Source organism: Mesorhizobium sp. EU05-FHT14A09 (assembly GCF_058790995.1).
This window is the reverse complement of sequence record NZ_JBYTDF010000002.1, coordinates 25,053-46,893: the sequence shown is the minus strand read 5'-3', so window position 1 is coordinate 46,893 and position 21,841 is coordinate 25,053. Positions and strand designations below refer to the sequence as shown.

General features: G+C 61.3%; 16 protein-coding genes and 1 tRNA gene. 6 read left to right on the top strand and 11 right to left on the bottom strand.

Annotated features, from left to right (window positions below):
• Positions 1-897, bottom strand: a complete 897-nt coding sequence (locus tag AC3WTO_RS07570; protein ID WP_492460096.1) for a DUF2182 domain-containing protein — start codon at positions 895-897, stop codon at positions 1-3.
• A gap of 117 nt (positions 898-1,014) precedes the next feature.
• On the opposite strand from AC3WTO_RS07570, the gene AC3WTO_RS07565 reads away from it, so the two are divergent.
• Complete coding sequence (locus tag AC3WTO_RS07565) at positions 1,015-2,220, top strand: UbiH/UbiF family hydroxylase (RefSeq protein WP_492460095.1); 1,206 nt, start codon at positions 1,015-1,017, stop codon at positions 2,218-2,220.
• Positions 2,221-2,293: 73 nt separating this feature from the next.
• On the opposite strand, the gene AC3WTO_RS07560 is transcribed toward AC3WTO_RS07565, so the two are convergent.
• The gene (locus AC3WTO_RS07560; protein WP_492460094.1) at positions 2,294-3,256 is read right to left on the bottom strand and encodes an AEC family transporter; all 963 of its coding nucleotides are present in this window, start codon (positions 3,254-3,256) and stop codon (positions 2,294-2,296) included.
• Between the two features lie 121 nt (positions 3,257-3,377).
• On the opposite strand from AC3WTO_RS07560, the gene hspQ reads away from it, so the two are divergent.
• Positions 3,378-3,701, top strand: a complete 324-nt coding sequence (gene hspQ / locus AC3WTO_RS07555) for a heat shock protein HspQ (protein ID WP_054310027.1) — start codon at positions 3,378-3,380, stop codon at positions 3,699-3,701.
• Positions 3,702-3,783: 82 nt separating this feature from the next.
• Here hspQ and aspS read toward each other — a convergent pair whose 3' ends face one another.
• Both aspS and AC3WTO_RS07545 read right to left on the bottom strand, forming a co-directional pair.
• The gene (gene aspS, locus AC3WTO_RS07550) at positions 3,784-5,574 is read right to left on the bottom strand and encodes an aspartate--tRNA ligase (protein WP_492460093.1); all 1,791 of its coding nucleotides are present in this window, start codon (positions 5,572-5,574) and stop codon (positions 3,784-3,786) included.
• A gap of 168 nt (positions 5,575-5,742) precedes the next feature.
• Entirely contained in the window at positions 5,743-6,159 is a 417-nt protein-coding gene (locus tag AC3WTO_RS07545) for a GNAT family N-acetyltransferase (RefSeq protein ID WP_492460092.1), read from the bottom strand.
• 225 nt (positions 6,160-6,384) lie between these two features.
• Between AC3WTO_RS07545 and rnd the strand changes: the two genes are divergently transcribed.
• Complete coding sequence (gene rnd / locus AC3WTO_RS07540; RefSeq protein ID WP_492460091.1) at positions 6,385-7,542, top strand: ribonuclease D; 1,158 nt, start codon at positions 6,385-6,387, stop codon at positions 7,540-7,542.
• Positions 7,543-7,683: 141 nt separating this feature from the next.
• On the opposite strand, the gene guaB is transcribed toward rnd, so the two are convergent.
• Positions 7,684-9,186: an IMP dehydrogenase gene (gene guaB, locus AC3WTO_RS07535; protein WP_492460090.1), complete on the bottom strand. Its 1,503-nt coding sequence runs from the start codon at positions 9,184-9,186 to the stop codon at positions 7,684-7,686.
• Between the two features lie 317 nt (positions 9,187-9,503).
• Between guaB and AC3WTO_RS07530 the strand changes: the two genes are divergently transcribed.
• Positions 9,504-10,919 (top strand): DHA2 family efflux MFS transporter permease subunit, encoded by a 1,416-nt coding sequence (locus AC3WTO_RS07530; RefSeq protein ID WP_492460089.1) that lies wholly within the window; start codon positions 9,504-9,506, stop codon positions 10,917-10,919.
• A 10-nt stretch (positions 10,920-10,929) separates the two neighbouring features.
• Here the strand turns inward: AC3WTO_RS07530 and AC3WTO_RS07525 are convergent, their stop codons facing one another.
• Positions 10,930-11,640 (bottom strand): RlmE family RNA methyltransferase, encoded by a 711-nt coding sequence (locus AC3WTO_RS07525; protein WP_492460088.1) that lies wholly within the window; start codon positions 11,638-11,640, stop codon positions 10,930-10,932.
• A complete protein-coding gene (locus AC3WTO_RS07520; RefSeq protein ID WP_492460829.1) occupies positions 11,637-12,944 on the bottom strand; it encodes a Ppx/GppA phosphatase family protein in 1,308 nt (435 codons plus the stop codon). The genes AC3WTO_RS07525 and AC3WTO_RS07520 overlap by 4 nt, the downstream gene beginning before the upstream one ends.
• 333 nt (positions 12,945-13,277) lie before the next feature.
• Here AC3WTO_RS07520 and AC3WTO_RS07515 point away from each other — a divergent pair, with 333 nt between their 5' ends.
• Positions 13,278-14,228 carry a lysylphosphatidylglycerol synthase domain-containing protein gene (locus AC3WTO_RS07515; RefSeq protein WP_492460087.1) on the top strand — a complete coding sequence of 317 codons (951 nt, stop codon included), beginning with the start codon at positions 13,278-13,280 and terminating at the stop codon, positions 14,226-14,228.
• A gap of 138 nt (positions 14,229-14,366) precedes the next feature.
• Positions 14,367-14,440, top strand: a tRNA-Gln gene (locus AC3WTO_RS07510).
• A gap of 102 nt (positions 14,441-14,542) precedes the next feature.
• Here AC3WTO_RS07510 and AC3WTO_RS07505 read toward each other — a convergent pair.
• The 4 genes from AC3WTO_RS07505 to AC3WTO_RS07490 all read right to left on the bottom strand — a co-directional run bounded on the left by AC3WTO_RS07505 (position 14,543) and on the right by AC3WTO_RS07490 (position 21,497).
• Complete coding sequence (locus AC3WTO_RS07505; RefSeq protein ID WP_492460086.1) at positions 14,543-15,847, bottom strand: HlyD family type I secretion periplasmic adaptor subunit; 1,305 nt, start codon at positions 15,845-15,847, stop codon at positions 14,543-14,545.
• The gene (locus AC3WTO_RS07500; RefSeq protein ID WP_492460085.1) at positions 15,844-17,580 is read right to left on the bottom strand and encodes a type I secretion system permease/ATPase; all 1,737 of its coding nucleotides are present in this window, start codon (positions 17,578-17,580) and stop codon (positions 15,844-15,846) included. The genes AC3WTO_RS07505 and AC3WTO_RS07500 overlap by 4 nt, the downstream gene beginning before the upstream one ends.
• 73 nt (positions 17,581-17,653) lie before the next feature.
• Positions 17,654-18,058, bottom strand: coding sequence for a hypothetical protein (locus tag AC3WTO_RS07495; RefSeq protein WP_492460084.1), 405 nt, complete (start codon positions 18,056-18,058; stop codon positions 17,654-17,656).
• A gap of 97 nt (positions 18,059-18,155) precedes the next feature.
• On the bottom strand, positions 18,156-21,497 hold the full coding sequence (locus AC3WTO_RS07490; protein WP_492460083.1) for a M10 family metallopeptidase C-terminal domain-containing protein: 3,342 nt from the start codon (positions 21,495-21,497) through the stop codon (positions 18,156-18,158).
• Positions 21,498-21,841 lie beyond the last annotated feature (344 nt).

The window sequence follows — 21,841 nt, the reverse complement described above, 5'->3', positions numbered from 1 at the left end:
CTAATGCAGGGACACTAATAGCAGGGCGGTAGCCCATACAAGCAGTATCGCGCCGGCAAGACGGCTGGGCAGGCGGCCATTCACTTGTTTTTCGAGCAAGGCAAACAGGCCGAGCAGAACCATCCAGAACAAATTCATGATGCCGACGGCGAACATGACCAGCATCAACGCCCAGCAGCAGCCCAGACACCATATTCCCTGCTCTACCCCCAGATACAGGATACGCCGGGGCTTGTCGCTCCAGCGTGCGAAGAGAATCGAGAACGGCCGCCGGCATTTCCTGAGGCAGGCTTCTTTCAAGCCGCTGAACTGATAAAGGCCGGCTGCGCCAAGCAGCGCTGCGGCAGCGACGCCATTGACGGGAGCGAGAGACCGCCCGTCCAGATTTATCGTCTGCAGTCCGAACGTCAGCCCGGCAAAGGCTATCGCTGCCAGCAGCCAGACCGCCAGATACCCGGTCACAAGGATCAAAGGATGCACAACCGGCTCCCCCTTGATGCGGGCGGTGTCGGCGATTTCGCAATAGGTGCGGATCATTGGGGCCGCGGAAGGCAGCATGGTCGCCATCGCCATAAGGAACCACATCAGGACCAAGGCGGAGAACTGGCCGACGGAGTTGGCCTGGAACGGCGCCGGCCCCACACACAGCGCGATGAAGCGTGCCAGGAAATCGGGCAGCGGTATTGCCGGCAGATCCTGCAGCAGGCCGCCACCTGGAACAGCGCCGGCAAATCCGGCTTGCACACTGCGTATCGCCATCGCCGCAAGCAGAAGCCATGCCAGCAAAACCGCACCGACAAGGGCTGTCAGCACCATGAAACGCGGCCTCGTGCCGACGCCGGCAACCGTCCGCCCGACGCGGTCGAGGTGGCTGAAATCGTCGCTTTGGCCGCTCATAGGCTGAATCGTCACGTTGATCACACAAGTCCGGCTGCACTATATGCGTTGTTCATGGCAGGTCGACCGCCACCGGACACTCTCCGATCCGCCAGCAGAAAAGCAATGCGAGTGCCGATGCCAGAGTCCAGAGCCCACATCATCGTCGCCGGCACCGGCCCGGCAGGTTTGATCGCCGCCCTCGCATTTGCCCATGCCGGTTTTGCAGTGTCGCTCGTCGGGCCCGACGCCAATGCCTCCGATGGGCGCACCACGGCGCTGATGAATCCCGCGCTGAAAGTACTCGACCGGATCGGCATTCTTGGCGAGTTGCGTGCCGTGGCTGCTCCGCTCAAGGTCATGCGTATCATCGATGCCACCCGACGGCTTATCCGCAGTCCGGTTGTCACCTTCCGCGCTAGCGAGATCGACGAAGAACAGTTCGGCCTGAACTTTCCCAACAATGTGTTCAATCCCGTCCTGGCGAAGGCGGTTGAAGCCTCACCCCGGATTGAATGGCGCAAGTCTCTCGTCACCGGCTGGTCTCTCGACCAGGGTACAGCAATCGCGACCCTCGACGACGGATCCTCGCTTTCCGGCGCCCTCGCCATTGCCGCCGATGGCCGGCTCTCGCCTGCACGCGCGGCTGCCGGCATAACGACGGCCAAGCGTAACTATCCACAGGCCGCGCTGGTGCTGAATTTTGGCCACCGGGTCGAGCATGGGTTCGTTTCGACCGAGTTCCACACAGAAACAGGTCCGTGCACGCAGGTTCCCTTGCCCGGAAACCGCTCGAGCCTCGTCTGGGTGGTCGAGCCGGAAACGGCCAAGGAACTGGCAGCACTCGATGATGCAGCGCTCTCGGTCAAGGTCGAGGAGCGCATGCAATCCATGCTTGGCCGGGTCAGCGTCGAGCCCGGCAGGCAGATTTATCCGCTCTCGGCTGCCACGCCGCTGCGTTTCGCCGCAAAACGTATCGCGCTGGTCGGCGAAGCCGCGCATGTCTTCCCGCCCATAGGCGCGCAAGGACTTAATCTCGGCATTCGGGATATAGACGATCTTGTTGACGTCGCTGTGAAGAACCAGAGCGACCCGGGTGGTGTTGCTGCGCTCGCCGCCTACGACTTCAAGCGGCGGCCCGATATCCTGGCCAGAAGCGGCGCGGTCAACCTGCTCAACATGTCACTGCTTTCAGACATGTTGCCTGCACAGGTGGCGCGCAGCGCGGGCCTCGGCCTGCTTGGCGGCTTCGCACCGCTGCGCGCTTTTTTCATGCGCGAAGGGCTGCGTCCCGGCAGCGGGTTCGCGGCGATCGCCGGCGGCCTGGAGCGTTTCCGATCTTAACGGAAACGCTCCAACTCCTTGTTTTCACGCAATTCCGGACGGAAAACCGCTTCGCACTTTTCCTGGAATTGCTCTAAGGGAACAGATCCGGCGGCAGGATGCCATTGCGGATCAGATAAAGCAGCCCGGTCACCGTAAACACCGAAAGGCAGGTGGTGATCAGCACGCTGGCCGAAGCGCGGTGCACCCACACGCCATATTGCTGGGCGATGACGAAGACGTTGGTCGCGGTCGGCAAGGCAGCGAGCAGCACCGCCGAAAACAGCCAGGCCGGCGAAAAATTGCCGATGGCGCTCAACACCACATAGCACAGCAGCGGATGCACGATGAGCTTGAGCAAGGCGATCGGCAGCATCTCGGTCGGCACACGGTTCAAAGGTCTCAAGGCGAGCGTAACGCCCATCGCGAACAAAGCACAGGGTGCGGCGGCGTTCGACAGGTAGACGAGCAGCCTTTCCAACGGCACCGGCGGCCTGAACTGGAAATAGGCGGCTGCAACGCCGACAGCCGTGGCGATGATGAAAGGATGCAGGACGATCTTTCGAATGACGTCCAGGATCAACTCGGCCGCAGGCCGTTTTTCGCCACCGGACAGCGCCATCATCATCGGCGCGACGGCGAAATGGATGATGTTTTCAAAACAGAAGATCAGCGCCACCGGTACCGCCGCCTGTTCGCCAAAGGCAAGCAGTGCCAGTCCCGGGCCCATGTAGCCGATATTGCCGTAAGCCGCAGCCAGCGCCTTGATGGTCGATTGTGCGATCTCGCCGCGTGACAGGATGACGGAGGCGCCGAACATCAGGGAGAAGACGACATAGGTCGAAAGGACCGAGCCGAGGATGAAGTTCCACTCCGTCAGCTTCTCGAATGGGGTCTTGGCGAGGAGCTGGAAGAACAGCGCCGGCAAAGCGACATAGACGATGAAGGTGTTCATCCATCCCAGCGCCTCCAGCGGCTGCCTGGTCAGGCGCGCCACCAGAAAACCCAGGAAGATCAGTCCGAAGAACGGCAGGACCAGACCGATGACTTCCGACATGCCGTTCCCCGACGATTCTTGACCCGGCCTATAGGCTGATCGGAGGGGGTGCAAGCGTGGCAGGATTGAATTGCGGCGGTTCCTGCGCCAAATAACAATGGAAAGTTGTGTGGTGAGTGTGATGAAAACAGCCAGATTCTCGATCGGACAGGTGGTTCGCCACCGGCTGTTTCCGTTTCGCGGCATCATCTTCGATGTCGACCCGCAATTTGCCAACACCGAAGAATGGTATGAATCGATCCCTGCGGAAGTCAGGCCGCGCAAGGATCAGCCGTTCTATCATCTGCTGGCCGAGAATTCGGAGACCGAATACATCGCCTATGTCTCGGAGCAGAACCTGCTCGAAGACGATTCCGGCGAACCGGTGCGGCACCCGCAGATCAACGAGTTGTTCGACAAGACGGCGGACGGGCGCTACGAGCCCAAGCATCACTCGAAGCACTGATCCCGAAGATGCTGTTTTATAACAAAAAAGGGCCCCGGATTTCGGAGCCCTTTTATTGGACGATTGGGGTCGGCTGTGCCGATCAGGCGTCTTTCTTCTGCGGTGTGATGCGCAGTTCAAGCTCGCGCAGCTGCGTAAGCGTTGCCGGGCTCGGTGCCCCCATCAGCAGATCCTGGGCCTGCTGGTTCATCGGGAACAGCGAGATTTCGCGCAGGTTCTTAGCGCCGACGAGCAGCATGATGATGCGGTCGATGCCGAACGCTGCACCGCCATGCGGCGGCGCGCCGTACTGGAAGGCGCGATAAAGGCCGCCGAAACGGTCTTCCACGTCCTGCTGGCTCAGCCCGACCTTTTCGAAGGCCGCCACCATGGTCTCCGGTGACTGGTTGCGGATCGAGCCGGAAGCAATCTCGAAGCCGTTGCAGACGGCGTCGTACTGGAAGGCCTTGATGGTGAGCGGGTCCTGGCTCTTCAGCGCTTCCAGACCGCCTTGCGGCATCGAGAACGGGTTGTGCGCGAAGTCGACCTTCTTCTCGTCCTCGTTCCATTCGAAGAACGGGAAGTCGACGATCCAGCACAGTTCGAAGCGATCGCGGTCGACGAGGTTCAGCTCCTCGCCGGCGCGGGTACGTGCTTCACCGGCGAACTTGTAGAACTTGTCCGGCTCGCCGGCGACGAAGAAGCAGGCATCGCCGTCATCCAGTCCGAGTTGGGTGCGGATCGCTTCGGTGCGCTCCTCACCGATGTTCTTGGCCAGCGGGCCGGCGCCTTCGAGCTTGTCGGCTTCCTTGCGCCAGAAGATGTAGCCAAGGCCAGGCTGGCCCTGCTGCTGCGCCCAGGCATTCATGCGGTCGCAGAAGGCGCGCGAGCCGCCCGTCTTGGCCGGAATCGCCCAGACCTGCACCTTCGGGTTCGAGGCGATCATGTTGGCGAAGACCTTGAAGCCGGAACCATCGAAATGGCTTGTCACCTGTTCCATGACGATGGGGTTGCGCAGGTCGGGTTTGTCGGAGCCGTATTTGCGGATCGCCTCGTCATAAGGGATACGCGGCCATTCCTTGGTCACCGGCTTGCCTTCGGCGAACTGCTCGAACACCGTAGTCATCAGCGGCGTCATGGTGTTCCAGACGTCTTCCTGGGTGACGAAACTCATCTCCAGGTCGAGCTGGTAGAACTCGCCTGGCAAGCGGTCGGCGCGCGGATCCTCGTCGCGGAAACAGGGAGCGATCTGGAAATAGCGGTCGAAGCCCGCGACCATCAGCAGTTGCTTGTACTGCTGCGGTGCCTGCGGCAGGGCATAGAAATTGCCGGGATGGATGCGGCTCGGCACCAGGAAGTCGCGTGCGCCTTCCGGCGAGGAGGCAGTCAGGATCGGCGTCGAGTATTCGGCGAAACCGGCAGCCGTCATTTCACGGCGCATCGAGGCGATGACCTGCGTGCGCTTGACGATGTTCTTGTGCAGCGTGTCGCGGCGCAGATCCAGGAAACGGTACTTCAGGCGCACGTCCTCGGGATAATCAGGCTCGCCAAACACCGGCAGCGGCAGTTCCTTGGCCGCGGAGAGCACTTCGATCTCGCGTGCGAAAATCTCGATCTCGCCGGTCGGCAGGTTGGCGTTGACGGTCTCTGCGGTGCGTGCCTTGACGTCACCGTCGACGCGGATCACCCATTCGCCACGCACGGTCTCTGCCGCCTTGAAAGCCGGCGAATCCGGGTCGGCGACGATCTGGGTCAGACCATAATGATCGCGCAGATCGATGAACAGCAGGCCGCCGTGATCGCGGACGCGATGGACCCAGCCGGAGAGCCGGACATTCTCGCCGACATCCGACTTCCTGAGTGCGGCACAGGTGTGGCTGCGGTAACGATGCATAGGACTGCCATTCCAAGATTTCAGGGGTTCATGCGAACGGGCGGCGCAGTGTGCACCATGCCCGAAAATTGGCGCGAAAAGCGCATGCAAGCCGGCTTTTGTCAAGGTGAACGCGATAACAGAAGAGCTATCCGACCAAGCCAACTGGTCTACTTCGACACTTGGCGGTCAGAACTGCTTCTTCAGCCAGATGGTGGCGTGCCCGGGCGGATAGTCGTCGATGCGGCCGAATTCTTGAAAACCGTGGCGTTGGTAGAAGTCCGGTGCCTGGAAGGAAAAGGTTTCGAGATACGCGCCGAGACAGCCGCGCTCGCGCGCGATCGCTTCCGCCTTGGCAAGCAATTGGCTGCCGATCCCGCCTTTGCGGTGCTGCGGACTCACCCACAGCCAGTCGACGAACATCCAGCCGTACCCGGTATGGGCCTTCAGCCCAGCTAGGACGACGCCGTCATCACCGCGCGCCAGAATCCAGACGTCTTCATGGTTGTACGGGCCGCCTTTGGCGATGTTGTATTCGTCCAACCCCTCGCCGATCATGTCGGCGATCTCTTCGTCGACTTCCGGGCTGACGGTCAGCATCACCATATGAGCACCTGAGACTTCGCTTGAATAAAGGTCGATAGGGCCGTCCGCGGAACGCGATTTCTGTTCCGTTTTTCGCAGATATTTGGCGATTCCCACTGAGCGGTTTCAAATCGGGCGGGAAAAAGGCCTATATAAGCCGCCGATGGCAAGAATGCGTCCAACTATGACTTGACGAAGCCGGTCGGCAGGCGAGACAAGATCGCATTCCTTGCCGATGAGATTTTGATGCATCTGATAACAAACCAAGAAGAACTGGATGCGGTTGTTCGCGAACTCGCCAAATCCGAATTCGTCACCGTTGATACCGAGTTCATCCGCGAAACCACCTTTTGGCCTGTCCTGTGCCTGATCCAGATGGCGGCCCCCGGTATTACCGCGTTGATCGATCCGCTGGCGCCGGGACTGGACCTGAAGCCGTTTTTCGATCTCATGCGCAATGAGAACGTCGTCAAGGTTTTCCACGCGGCGCGCCAGGACATCGAAATCATCGTCCATCTCGGCGATCTCATTCCGCATCCGGTTTTCGATACCCAGGTTGCGGCCATGGTCTGCGGTTTCGGCGACAGTGTTTCCTACGATCAGCTTGTGCAGAAGGTGACAGGTGCGCGCCTCGACAAGTCGTCGCGTTTCACCGACTGGCGCCACAGGCCGCTCTCCGACAAGCAGCTCGACTATGCGTTGGCCGACGTCACCCATCTCATCGATGTCTATAAACATCTGAACGAGCAGCTGGCCCGCGAGGATCGCGCCCATTGGCTGAACGAGGAGATGGAGGTTCTGACCTCCCGCGAGACGTATGATCCTCATCCCGAGGATGCCTGGAAGCGGCTGAAGATGCGCTTGCGCAAGCCGCAGGAGCTGGCGGTGGTGCAGGCGGTCGCAGCCTGGCGGGAGCGCGAGGCGCGGGAACGCGATGTGCCGCGCGGCCGGGTGCTGAAAGACGATGCGATCTATGAGATCGCGCAACAGGCGCCGCGCGATACTGTTGCTCTCGGCCGTCTGCGCACCACTCCGAAGGGATGGGAACGCTCGGCGACGGCGACATCGCTGCTCGAAGCCGTCAACTCGGCTCTTGCCCTTCCCAAGGATGAGATGCCGAAACTGCCGAAGGTGTTTCAGCCACCGGAAGGCACAAGTGCGGCATCGGAATTGCTGAAGGTCCTGCTCCGGATCGTTGCCGAGAAGCAGGGGGTTGCCGCCAAGGTGCTGGCGACGAGCGAGGATATTGACCGGATCGCCGCGGAAGGCGAAGACGCTGACGTACCAGCATTGCAAGGCTGGCGTCGTGCCGTGTTCGGCGATGCTGCACTCCGGCTCGTGCGCGGCGAAATCGGCATCAAGTTCGAGAAGCGCAGGATCGCAGTCTTCGACCTGAATGCCTAGAGCATTTTTGCAGCCAAGTGGGATCACTTGGCGTTACAAAAATGTGTCTAAAACAAAAACTTAGAGCGTTTCCGTGAAAGACGAAAACGCTCTCGGCGCGAGGGCGACGACCGCCCTCGCCCCTCGCCAGTCCCGATTTACTCAGGCGCCGCCGTGGTAGTTCGGGCTCTCGCGCGTGATCGTCACGTCATGCGCGTGGCTTTCGCGCAGGCCTGCATTGGAGATGCGCACGAAGGTCGCACGTTCGCGCAGGTCGCCAAGGTCGCGGGCGCCGACATAACCCATCGCTGCCCTCAAGCCGCCAGCCAGTTGATGCAGCACGCCGGCCACCGGGCCCTTGTAAGGCACCTGTCCCTCGATGCCTTCCGGCACCAGCTTCAGCGTATCACGCACTTCCGCCTGGAAGTAGCGATCGGCTGAACCCCGCGCCATTGCGCCGACCGACCCCATGCCGCGATAGGCTTTGAACGAACGGCCCTGATGCAGATAGACCTCGCCTGGGCTTTCGTCGGTGCCTGCAAGCAGGGAACCGATCATCGCCGCATTGGCGCCGGCGGCCAGCGCCTTGGCAAGGTCGCCCGAATATTTGATGCCGCCGTCGGCGATGACCGAGATACCAGCCTTGTCGGCCGTTTCCACAGCCGACATGATCGCCGAAAGCTGCGGCACGCCGACACCTGCGACAATACGGGTGGTGCAGATCGAACCGGGTCCGATACCGACCTTGACGCCATCCGCGCCAGCGTCGATCAGTGCCTGGGTGCCGGCCGCCGTGGCAACGTTGCCCGCAATGATGCGCACGGAATTGGAAAGCTTCTTGGCGCGCGTCACGGCATCCAGCACGCGCTGCGAGTGGCCGTGGGCGGTGTCGATGACAAGGAGGTCGACACCGGCATCGATCAGGCGCTCCGCCCGCTCGAAACCGTCGTCGCCGACACTGGTCGCCGCAGCTGCGCGCAGGCGACCCTGCGCATCCTTGGTGGCATGCGGATTAAGCTGTGACTTCTCGATGTCCTTGACGGTGATAAGACCGACGCAGTTGCCCTTCTTGTCCACGACAAGAAGTTTCTCGATGCGATGCTGGTGCAGCAGGCGCTTGGCTTCGTTCTGATCGACGTTTTCCTTGACCGTGATCAGATTTTCGCGCGTCATCAGTTCATAGACCTTTTGCTCCGGATTGGAGGCAAAACGCACGTCGCGATTGGTGAGGATGCCGACCAGACGGCCTGTGATCTGACCGCCGGTGCCGCCATTTTCGACGACCGGAATGCCGGAAATGCCGTAGTGGCGCATCAGCCCATGGGCATCCGCCAAGGTCGCGTCCGGACCGATGGTGACCGGGTTCACCACCATGCCCGATTCGAACTTCTTCACCTGCCGAACCTGCTCGGCCTGTTCGGCGGGCGTGAAATTGCGATGGATGACGCCGATGCCGCCAGCTTGCGCCATGGCGATGGCCAGCCGGGCTTCCGTCACCGTATCCATGGCGGCGGAGATGATGGGAACGTTGAGTTCGATATCATTGGCGATGCGTGTGCGGATATCGGTTTCACCCGGCATCACTTCGGAATGTCCCGGCTGCAGCAAGACGTCGTCGAAGGTCAGCGCCAAGGCGCCGGTAGCGGTTTCGATGATCTTTGCCATTGCCGATCCCTATCTGAACAAAAAGTGGGGTCTAAAAGCCGAAACGGGCGCTGACCCGGATGGGTGCGCCGACTCGAACTTCCCTTTCAGGATTGGCGGTGGCTGGTAACACGTCTGATCGCCGATGGAAAGCGTGCGTGACGTCCTATCGTCGTTTCGTCAGGCCACGGTCTGGCGCGGTTCGCTGACGGTGCTGGACGGTTGCAATGCCGGCCGGGTCGCACAAAAGTGACCGAACAAAATGGGACGCAACCGCATTGCCGTGATAACGGCGTCCACCCAAAGACGCTGCCGTTGTTTCAAGGTGCAGATTTTTCGTGAACAGAATCATCCCGCTCGTGCTGGCCGTCGCATTGTTCATGGAGAACATGGACTCCACCGTCATCGCCACTTCGCTGCCGGCGATCGCGACCGACATCCAGACGAGCCCGATCGCGCTCAAGCTGGCGCTTACAGCCTATCTCGTCGCGCTCGCCATCTTCATCCCAATCAGCGGTTGGATGGCCGACCGCTTCGGGGCCCGCAACGTGTTCCGGGCAGCAATCGCCGTTTTCATCCTCGGCTCGGTGGCCTGCGCAATGGCCTATTCGCTCGAGACCTTCGTGCTCGCCCGCTTCTTCCAGGGCATGGGCGGTGCGATGATGACGCCGGTCGGGCGCCTGGTGCTGGTTCGTGCAACGCCGAAGAGTGATCTCGTCGCCGCCATGTCCTGGCTCACCATTCCGGCCTTGGTCGGCCCCCTCGTTGGCCCGCCCGTCGGTGGTTTCATCACCACCTATTTCTCCTGGCACTGGATTTTCCTGATCAATGTGCCGATCGGCATGATAGGCATGCTGCTGGCCACACGTTACCTGCCTGAAACGCCTCCGGGCGATACGCCGCCACTCGATTTTATAGGTCTGATCCTCAGCGGCCTGGCTGCGTCCGGGATCGTTTTCGGGCTTTCGGTGGTCAGCCTGCCGGCACTCCCGCCCGTTATCGGCTTTGTCACCGTCATAATCGGTGTGATTTGCGGCGGGCTCTATCTCTGGCACGCGCGCCACGCCAAAAATCCGTTGCTGGCACTCGACCTGTTTCAGAACCAGGCTTTCCGCGCCTCGGTACTGGGCGGGGGCCTGTTCCGCATCGGCATCGGCGCGGTGCCGTTCCTTCTGCCGCTGATGTTCCAGATCGGCTTTGGCCTGACGCCGTTTCAGTCGGGCATGATCACTTTTGTCTCGGCTCTTGGCGCGATCGGTATGAAATTCGTCACCGCCTGGCTGTTTCGTGCCGCCGGCTTCCGCCGGGTCCTGATTTGGGGCTCGCTCCTGGCTGCCGGTTCGATTGCCATCAACGGGTTGTTCACGCCGACGACGCCTTACTTCCTGATGCTGGCCGTGCTGCTTGTCGGCGGTTTTATCCGCTCGATGTTCTTCACCGGCGTCAACACGCTGGCATTCGCTGAAATCCCGTCCGAAGACACATCAAAGGCGACACCGATCACGGCGGTGGCGCAGCAGCTCAACATCGCGCTCGGCGTCGCTCTGGCCGGCGGTATCCTGGAGATTTCGACCAAGATACATGGCGGCCCACTCACCTTGAGCGACTTTCACATCGCCTTCTTCATCGTCGCTGCGGTGGCGGCTTTGGCTTCGCTGTCCTTCATGCGCCTGTCACCGGATGCCGGCAACGCCGTCTCCGGTTACAAGGCTCAGCCTGGAAAGCCGATCGAAAGCACCGCACCGACAGCCTGAGGTGCAGGCTCTACTCTTCAGTTGGCGCCCGCCCCTTGAAGTCCTTGGCCAGCAGATAGAGCTCGACCGATTCGTCGCGCGATGCTGGCGGCTTGACGTGATGGACAGAACGAAAAGATCGTTTCAGCATGTCCAGCAGCTCGTTTTCGGTGCCGCCCTGGAAGGTTTTGGTCAGGAAATGACCGCCGGGCTTCAGGACTGACATGGCAAAGTCGGCCGCCACTTCGCACAGGTGCATGGTGCGGAGATGGTCGGTACGACGATGCCCGGTCGTTGGTGCAGCCATATCGGAAAGAATGATGTCCGGTTGTCCGCCCAGTGCCTCGACCAGCCGCGTCGGCGCCGCGTCGTCGAGGAAATCCATCTGCACGATGGCGGCGCCGGGAACAGCGTCCATCTCCAGATAGTCGATGCCGACGACATGCGGTGCCTCTGCCGTCGATTTCGTGCGCGCTGCAGCCACCTGGCACCAGCCACCCGGTGCCGCGCCGAGGTCGATCACCTTCTGCCCAGGCTTCAGCAGATGATGCTTGTCGTCGATTTCGATCAGCTTGTAAGCGGCACGCGAGCGATAGCCATCCGCCTTGGAACGCTGGACGTAAGGGTCGTTGAGATGCCGTTCGAGCCAGCGCCGCGACGATTCCTTCAGGCCGCGTTTCTTCTTCACTTTGGTACGCAGAACACGTGTCGTGCTGCCAGCGCCGTCCTTCTTGTTGGTCATTTCCGGCCCTCTGCCCGCCAGGAACCGCGCGTAGAGCGGTCGTCGGCCATCAATTCACTCAAGATCCCTTCGCGCAAGCCGCGGTCGGCGACGCGCAGGCGTTCCGAGGGCCATACTGCTCGAATAGCCTCGAGGATCGCACAGCCGGCAAGAACCAGGTCGGCGCGGTCCGCGCCAATGCAAGGGTTGGCAACGCGTTGCTGAAAATCCCAGCCCAGCAGTTTTTCCACCATGCGGTCGACGTTCTCGCTTCCCATCCACAAGCCGTCGACGCGACGGCGGTCGTAACGCTCGAGGTCGAGATGAACCCCGGCCAGAGTCGTTACCGTTCCCGAGGTGCCGAGCAGATGAAAGTGCGGACCGGCCACAAGGTGGCTCAGCCGATGGCGACCATCGAATGCGGCGAGACGTCCGGCGACATCGTCGACCATCGCGGCAAAACTCTCACGCGTCACCGTGCGGCCGCCGAAGCGTTCCGCCAGCGAGACGACCCCGACCGGAAGCGAGGTCCAGGAGACGATATGATTCGCCAGGCGTTGCGAGCGGCGGTTGCTGAGGTCGATCAAGGCGATTTCGGACGAGCCGCCGCCGATATCGAACAACACCACGCCCTTGGTCTCGCGATCGATCAGTGAACCGCACCCTGAAACGGCAAGTCGCGCCTCGGTTTCGCGGTCGATGATCTCCAGCTTAAGCCCGGCTTCGCGTTCCACCCGCTCCAGGAATTCCTCGCCATTGGCCGCCGACCGGCAAGCCTCTGTGGCAATCAATCGTGCCCGGGCCACCTTGCGAATACGCAACTTGTCGGCGCACACCTTCAATGCCTCGATGGCACGGTTCATGGCCGCGTCACTGAGGCGACCGCTTGCGGAAAGCCCCTCGCCAAGGCGTACGATGCGCGAAAAGGCATCGATCACCCGGAACTGTCCGTGGCGTCCCGGGACCGCGACCAGCAAGCGGCAATTGTTGGTGCCGAGATCGAGCGCGGCAAAGACGGGAAGCTCGCCGTTCCAGGCAGGGCGCGGCTTTTCGTCGAGTGCTGCACCCGGACTTGCTGGTTGAGCATTAGATGCGAGGGACGGCTGCGCTGTTCTCGGTGATGCCCCGGTCGCGGTTGTGATGGGGGCTGCACCATCGGCGGGCGCAAATACCTTGCGCCCTCGCCGCCGCTTGCGTCGTTTACGTCCTTTGGCTGCCTGCGGAGCAGCGGCGTGCGAATCCCATCGCGTGCCACTGTTGTTGTGACCCTCTCGGCCTGCGGCCCGGGATCCAGGGTCGGGCAATGCCGAAATCCCCTCCGACATGCCGCCCTCCAGCGCTCCAGCGCCGGCGTCGCGGTCTTTCACTGCGTATCCTTCCAGTGCCGCGCGAACCGGTTACCCGAACGCTGCTGGCACGAACATTTCGTAAGTTGGCGCCAGACTAGCAGCGCAAGGCTCAATCACCAAGACCCGTGCGAAAATTGTCGGGCACAGTGCCTGCATCACACCTGTCGCCGTAAACACGCCACAAGTGTTGAATAGCCGGCTTCGATCAGGCATTTCTGGTTGAATGGGCTTACCGCCGCAATTGTCGTCGGTCAGCCTGTGCGGGGCGTCGAATCGTGATGAGTTGGGGTTGCTGATGGCCGTGACGGCATGAATTTCAAACGTTTCATCTGGCCGGCCATCGGACTGGCGGCTGTCGCTTTTTCAGTATGGGTTCTGTTCAACGAACTGCGCGGTATTTCGCTGGACGATGTCTGGGCCAGCCTCGCTGCAATACGATGGACGCATTGGCTGCTTGCTGCGCTGAGTTCGGTCGTCGCCTATGCTGCCCTCGCCGGCTATGATCACATTGCCCTGACACATCTCGAAAAACGGGTGTCCTGGCTGTTCGTGACGCTCTGCTCCTTCACGACCTATGCGCTGTCGCACAACATAGGCGGCTCGGTTTTCTCCGGGGCTGTCATTCGTTACCGCGCCTACGCCACGCGTGGCCTGTCCGGCCAGGAAGTCGGCGTTCTGGTGGCGGTCTGCTGGATCACCTTCGTGCTGTCGTCGATTCTGCTCGGCGGCATCGTGTTGATCCTGATCCCAGACCTGTTCGAGCGCTTCGCCGACGTCAGCGCGTTCAAGGAGGTCGGTTATGGCGGGCTGTCGGCAGGCGCCGGCATTGTGATGATTCTCCTGGTTGCCGCCTACGTGTTTGGCAGCTGGCTGCACCTGAAGCCCCTGAAGATCGGCTCCGTACAGATTCACTACCCCAGGCTGCCGATCGTGGCGCGCCAGCTGGTGATCGGGCCGCTGGAAATCCTGGCGGCGGGCGCAATCCTCTATTTCGCGCTGCCTGTCGAGAACAATCCGGGTTACCTCGTCGTCTTCGCCATCTTCCTGGTTGCCTTTTCGGCTGCCCAGATTTCGCATGCTCCGGGCGGCCTTGGTGTGTTCGAGGTGGTGTTCCTGGCCGGCCTGCCACAGATGGACCAGGCCGGCGTCATTGCGGCCCTGCTGGTGTTCCGCTTGTTCTACCTCATCATTCCGCTCGTGCTCGCCCTGATCGTGGTGTTGCTGTTTGAACGCTCGCAATTCGGTCGGCGTGCGAATTGAAGCGCAGTCGAGGCTTGACTATTTGCAAAGCATGGCTACAAGGCAGCGCAGAAACGGGCACGCGGCATACCGGGCCGCCGGCTACAAAGCCAAAAGCGCTTCAGCTCGTTTCGCCAAAGCATTGAATAGAATGCTTTTTGGGGAATAGGTTAACGGTAGACCCACGGACTCTGACTCCGTTAGTCCTGGTTCGAATCCAGGTTCCCCAGCCAATTTCCTTTTTGGATATCTCTCGCGCATCAGATAGCTCGATACGGAGAAGGCAATTTGCGGTAGTTGCCCTTCCCTGCACATTCGCAGCAAGAGAAACGGCCCTACTCCTCGCGGAAAGCTTTCTGGATCTGGTCCGACAATGGCTTCACCAGATAGGAAAGCATGGTCCGATCGCCCGTTGGAAAAAACACCTCGGCCGGCATGCCGGGGGCCAGCGCCAGCCCGTGCAGCTTGGCCACTTCCGCCTTCGGCAGTTTCACACGGGCAACGTAATACGCGATCCCTGTGCGTTCGTCTGTCGTCAGATCGGCCGAGACGCGTGACAGTGTTCCGGTCAGTTCCGGTGTGGTTTGCTGATTGAAAGCCGACAGGCGCAAAAGTGCATCCTGGCCTGTCGTCACCTGGTCGATATCCTGCGGCGCAATACGCGCTTCGACAGTCAGTTCGTCCGTCACCGGCACGATCTGCATCACCTGTTCACCTGACGTGATGACCCCGCCGACGGTATGCACGGCCAGTTGCAGCACCACGCCATCCTGCGGGCTGCGCAGGTCAATGCGCTTCAGCTGATCCTCGGCAGCGACCTTGCGTTCGACATATTCGGCGATCCTGCCCTGTACCTCACGCAATTCGGTCGCGACCTCGCTGCGAAGATCCTGGTCGATCTGGATGATCTGGAGTTCGATCTCTGCCGCCTTGCCCTTCACCTGGGCTATTCCAGCGGTCAATTGCCCGTGCTCGCCCTCGAGCCGTACAGCGTCCCGTTCCAGCGCCGTCATGCGGTTGATCGAGACCAGCTTGCGATTCCACAGATCGCGCACGCCTTCCAGCTCGACCTGGATCAATTCGATCTCGCGGCGTTTCGCCTGCCGTTGCTCGGTCAGCCCGGCAGTCTCTTCCGTCAACTGGGCAATCCGCTCGCGCAATTGCGAACGCTGGCCGGATCGCGCCTGGTAACGGAAATCGAACAGCGACTGTTCTCCGGCCATCGATGCCGCGACACCCGCCTCGCTTTGCCGCGATGTTAGCAGCGATGGAAAGCTGACCGTTGCCTTGCCGTCGCGTTCGGCCTCCAGGCGGGCCAGCCGTGCATAAAACTCGTCCAGACCTTTCGAGACGATCGCCAGGTTGGCGCGCGTCGTCGTCTCGTCCAGGCGCACCAGAATATCGCCCGCCTTGACCAGGTCGCCTTCACGCACCCTGATCTCGCCAACCACGCCGCCGGTTGGATGCTGAACCTTCTTCACGTTGGAATCCACCACCAGCCGGCCGGAGGCGATCACGGCGCCTGACATTCTGGTCACTGCCGCCAGGCCGCCAACACCGCCGACCAGTAGAAGGCAGGTGGCGAGCCCGGCCACAAGATAGCGTTGGACTTGGCGATGCTGCGGGCTGGCTTTGCTCAAGCAGGGATCCCTCTATCCGTGGCGGCAACGACCTTGAGTGGCGCCGGTGACCGGAAAACCTTGCTCAGGACTTCGTCCTTCGGGCCGAAGGCCTGCACGTGCCCATTGGCCATCACCAGCACCGTATCGACGCTGGCAAGAGCGCTGGATCGATGGGCGATGACGACGACGATGCCGCCCCGATCCCTGATGCCTTGAATGGCGGCGGACAGGGCCACTTCGCCTTCCGCGTCCAGATTGGAATTCGGTTCGTCCAGGATGACAAGGAACGGATTGCCATAGAGCGCCCGTGCGAGCGCTATGCGCTGCCGCTGCCCGGCCGACAGTGCGGTGCCAGCCTCTCCGACGCGTGTGTCGTAACCATCGGCCAGATGCACGACGAGATCATGTACGCCAGCAGCCTTGGCCGCCGCCAGCACGGCTTCGGATGATGCGTCCGGGTCGAAACGGGCGATGTTCTGCGCAATCGTTCCATCGAAGAGCTGCACATCCTGTGGCAGATAGCCGATATGCTTGCCCAGCGCTTCGGTCGGCCACTGGTCGAGCGTGGCGCCGTCCAGCCGCACGGCGCCGCGTGCCGGCAGCCAGACACCGGCGAGCGCCCGCGCCAGCGACGATTTGCCGGAAGCGCTCGGGCCGATGACGCCGAGGCCGGCTCCTTTGGCCAGCGTGAAATTCGCATCCCATACCACCGGTTTTTGTTCGCCGGGCGGAGCGACAGTGATGGTCTCGACGACCAAGGTGCTGACAGGCGCGGGTAAGGTCACGCTGGTCACGCCTTCGGGCAAGGCGGACAACAGCTGTTTCAGGCGCGCCCAGCCTTGCCGTGCCGCAACGAACCCTTTCCAGTGCGCGATCGCCAGTTCGATCGGTGCAAGCGCCCTGCCCATCATGATCGAGCTTGCAATCATGATGCCGCCGGTCGCTTCCTGCTGGATGACCAGGTAGGCGCCGATCGCCAGAATTCCGGACTGCAGCATCAGCCGCAATATTTTGGAAATCGTACCGAGCGTGCCCGCGACATCGCTGGCTGCCGCATGGGCGGTCAGATAGTCCGCGTTGACCGCATGCCAGCGCTCGGCAATCCGACCACCAAAACCCATGGCCTGGATGGCTTCCGCATTGCGCCTCGTCGCCTCCGCCAATGTGCTGCGGGTCGTGGCATGCTGCCCCGCGATCTTGGTCGGGCCACGCGTCCGGAATTCGGCCAGAAGCGTCAATCCGAACAGGACGATGGCGCCCGCCAGCGCGGTAACGCCGATCCAGAAGTGGAAAATGAAACAGATGCCGATATAGAGCGGCACCCATGGCAGGTCGAACAGTGCAGTCGGTCCGGCACTGCCGACGAAGGAGCGGACCTGGTCGAGATCCCGCAAAGGCTGCAGCCCGTCGCCGGGGAGCTTGGCCCGCAACGGCAGGCGCATCAGTGCCGAATAGACCGATGGGCTGAGTTCTGCATCGAGCCCCTGCCCCAGACGCACCATCAGACGCGAGCGGATCAGCTCGAGAACACCCTGAAAGACGAACAGGGTGGCGGCAAACACCGCTAGGCCGACCAGCGTCGGTACACTGCGGCCGGGAACGACCCGATCATAGACCTGCAACATGAAGAAAGAGCCGGTCAGTGCCAGTATGTTCACGACACCACTCATCAGGACAATGCCGGAAAAAGCGCGTCGAAACGACGACAGGATCCCGACCAGTGTGAGCTGCGGCGACGATGTCGGCATCATGCAAACTCGCAATCGAGGTCAGGCATCGCAGTGCCGAAAATGACTACACCCCCAGCCACCGGATCCGTGCCCTTCAATACATCACAGTGTTGAGCGTTACATGGACGGGTGAACCCGCCTCGACTTTTGCGCTGCCCCGCGCGACCAGCCAGCCATCCGCGCGCTCCAGCCGCGCAACGATCTGCAGCGTTGGCGAGACAGCGGCTGAGGCTGCAACCAGGGGCAAGGAGAATTCCAGCTTCTTTGAGCCGCCGCTGCTTTTGACACGCGTTTCCGCGGCACGGCGTTGTGCCTTGTTCTTGATGGCGGGATCTTCGAGATAGATCTCGAGATGACCTTCGGGGATAGCCACATTGCCCTTGAACGTGACCGTGCCCCGGATATCCGTTGATTGCGCTGTGGCCGTCGCGGTGGCCGCGGCGACCGCTGCAACCCCTGCTGCCATCAGTACTGTACGGCGATTGGTCGGCTGCTTCATCACAAACTCTTCCTGGATCGTTGCGCCGCTGCTCTGGATCGAGACAACCGACGCCGTGCGGTTGAGGGGCGCCCGAAAGCGCCCCTGCCTTAACAAATCAAGTGACAATGAAGTCGGCAGCCGAAAGGTTCAGATGCGCGTTGAGTTGCGCAAACTGGATTGCCACGCCTTGCCCGGATCCATCGGCGTCGTAGGACAGTGCTCCACTGTCGGTGTCGTAGATGATGCGGTCGTCGGCATCATGCGCAACACCCGAGGCACTCTTGAAGAAGGCGCCCAGGGCGAGAGCACCGTCGTTGCCCAGGTTCGTGAAGATGAGGTTGTCGAGCAGGATCGTATCGTCGGCGACGTTGAAATCCTTGATCCAGTCGACATTGCCGTTGCCGAGAGCCGTCGAGAAGCGGAAAGAGTCCTCTCCCGAACCGCCGGTCAGCGTATCGGCGGCCAGACCACCATCCAAGAGGTCGCTGCCGCTGCCGCCATTCAGCGTGTCGGAACCAGCAACACCCGGCTGAGCCGGTGCTGGCGGGAATTCGACCGACACGTTCAGCTTGTATGTCGAGCCGGACGGCACGGCATCCGCCCAGCCGTCACCGGGCACCGAGGGCGACCACATACCCTCCTGGATAAAGTAGGTGCCGGCTTCCTTGACGACGAAAACCGTGCTCGAATCCCGTCCGGTTGTGGACCCGGGGTCACCACCGCCATCGTCGTTCTGCGCGACGATGTTGCCGTTGCGGTCCAGCAACCGCACCCAGCTGTCGTGGACATTGGGATTGGCAATTCCGTCGATGTCGATCGAGATGATCGTGCCGGCCGCCAGGGTGATGCTGTAATAACCGCCCTTGCCGTTGCCGGTGGCATTGACGGTCGTATGAAGTGTGGTCGTCGAATCGAAGATATCCGGGTCGGCAGCCAGCGAGAAGTTGTTGGAGATGTCGAAGGCGGTCGCGATCGAGTTGTTCGTTGCATCCGCTCCGAGCGTGGCATAGCCGGTGCCCATACCCGGGCGTGGCGGTATGTCACCCTGATAGGCGAAGTCGCCGAGCAAGGTATCATCGCCGCCGCCGCCATTGATGGTGTCATTGCCGCCTTGCCCGGTCAGAACATTGGCTGCGCCGTCACCGGTCAATTGATCGTTGAATCCCGAACCGGCAAGATTCTCGATCGAGATGTAAGTGTCGCCACCGGATCTGCCGCCACCCAGCTGAAGCCTGACGCCGCTGGTTGCGTCGGAGTAATCCGCTGTGTCGCTTCCCGCGCCGCCGTTCAACGTGTCGTGTCCACCGCCGCCGGTCAGGATATCGTCTCCCCCACCGCCGGAGAGGACGTTGGCCTGGGCGTTGCCGATGATGTGGTCGTCGTAGAACGAACCCACGGCATTTTCGAAGCCGACGAGGATGTCATGCCGGATGACGGTGCCGCGCCCGACGATCTGCACCGGGCCGTCGGCGTCGCCGCCACTGGCAGTGCCATTGGCCAGGTTGATGGTTACGCCGTCGGAGCTGCCTGAATAGACGACCGTGTCGATACCGTCGCCGCCGTCCATATAGTCCTGGCCGGAACCGCCGATAATGGTGTCGTTGCCACCTTCGCCGTACAGGATGTCACCGTCGTTGCCGCCATCCAGTATGTCGTCGCCGTCGCGACCGTTGAAATAGTCACCGCCACCCTGGCCCCAGAAATGATTTGCCGAGGCGTTACCGATGAAGCGGTCGATACGGTCGTCGGAGCCGATCAGGTTCTCGATGCTGTAGAAGGTGTCGCCGGAGGCGGTGCCGCCGCTGGCGACATTCGTCTCAAGGTTGACGAGCAGCTGGAAGGGGCTTTCCTTGCTGTAGTCGACCGTATCGACGCCGGCGCCGCCCCGGAAGATGTCGATACCGTCCTGGCCGCTCAGCGTGTCGTCACCGTCGCCACCATCGAGGATATCGTTGCCGGCGCCACCAAGGATGGTGTCGTTGCCGCGGCCGCCATAAAGCGTGTCATTGCCGTCGTCGCTCTCGGTCTGGTCGTCCAGATCCTCGATGGGGATGGTGTTGTTGATGTCGCGGCTGGCAAGCGAGTCGCGGCCGCCAATGATGAGGTCGTCACCGTCCTGGCCGAAGATGGTGTCGTTGCCGCCGCCACCGTCGAGCGTATCATTGCCTTTGGTCCCCCAGATGATGCTGGTCATCGTGTTATCGCCGATGATCGGCGGGGTTTCAGTGCCGCCGCTTACAGGTGGGGTCGTCAATTCGTCCGCATAGATGATGTGTTCGACATTGGCGATCTTGCGGATCTTCAAGCTTCTGGACATCAACACAACCGTGTCGTTGCCGCCATTCGCTTCCTCGCGAACGATGTCGTCGAGGGAATCGACGAAGTAGGTGTCGTCTCCGGCTCCGCCGGCCATGCGGTCGGCGCCGCCACGGCCGTCAAGGACGTTGTTGCCGGCATTTCCGATCAGGATGTCGTTGAAGCGGCTGCCGATTCCGTTCTCAATGTAATAGTCGGTCTGGTTGGCATTGTGCCCCGCGAAGATCGACACATTGTTGTGGTGGCCGTTGACGCTGGAGAAGTATCCGGCGCGCAGATCGAGAATTGTGCCTGCCGTCGAGCCGGAGAAGTCGATCGTGTCGGTTCCACCGGTATCGTGGATCACAAAGCCGATGTCGTGCTGCATGCCCGAGGCGCTGAGCCGATAGCCTTCGACCGTGCTGCCGAAGCCGTAGACGTTGTCGCCGGTGTTGAGGTCGATCTCCTGGTAAGTGCGCTCACCATTCGCGTCGACCGTGGAGAAAAAGCGGCGGATGACGGCCTCGATGTCCGCCATCATAGGCGTTGACGCTGACCAGCGGGTGGTTTCGCCCACGTCGATGCCATCAAAATAGGACATGACGCTGTATTGCTGGCGGTCATACGTCCAGGTCGCGTTGTTGAGATAGTTGATCTGAACGCCGCCCGGGCCGCTGTAATTGTAGAGGCCGGGGTGGTTCAGGCCGAATTCATGGCCGAACTCATGGATGAAAGAATCGAACACATAGCCTCCAACGGCTGTCTTGTTCGGTTCGGTGTCGTGGAAGCGCTGGCCGATGCTGACATAACGATCGTTCGAATAGGCACTGCCGTCGTCTTCCTCGCCGAGTTCGGGGCTGACGACCTGCATCCAGTCGGTCGCGCTGTTGTAAGGCGTATCGTCGACGATCTCGAACTTCAAAGGCGTGACAAGCGACCACATCTGCAGGGCGCCGATCGCGGCAGCCTTGTATTCGGGATGGTCGTTCAGCTCATAGACATTGATCCTCAGCGTGCCCGCGGCGATCGCCGGCGTCAGGCTGCGGTCCAGCGCACCCAGATAATCGAGATAAGCCTCGTAGTCCGTGCTTTTGCCATATGGGTTGTCTGGTGTCTGGTCGTTGACCCACCATTGGTCGCTCGTGTGGCTTGGTTTCGGCATGTGTTGGGGTTCCCTCTCTTACAACCGTCAAGAGTACGGCCGTACCGGTTTGCTGCTTCCAACTACCAACAGGCATCGCTCGCGCGCCTGCTAAGCCCCACCACCTTCACCAATATGTTACCGGAATTTTCGACTTGTCTACCCTCACAAGGACAGCGTTTCGATTTGGCATGGCTGCACGGCGCAGAACCGCGGCGGAATACCGTTCACTTTGAAGGGCGAGGCCGTCAAACACACCAGATCGCCTATACACTGTGACCCAAAACCAATTTTCGCCAAGAAACTTGTGGGTTACGCCCCGTGGATCAGGTGGGGCGTGTCTGGCGGCGCCGCTGGTTATAAAG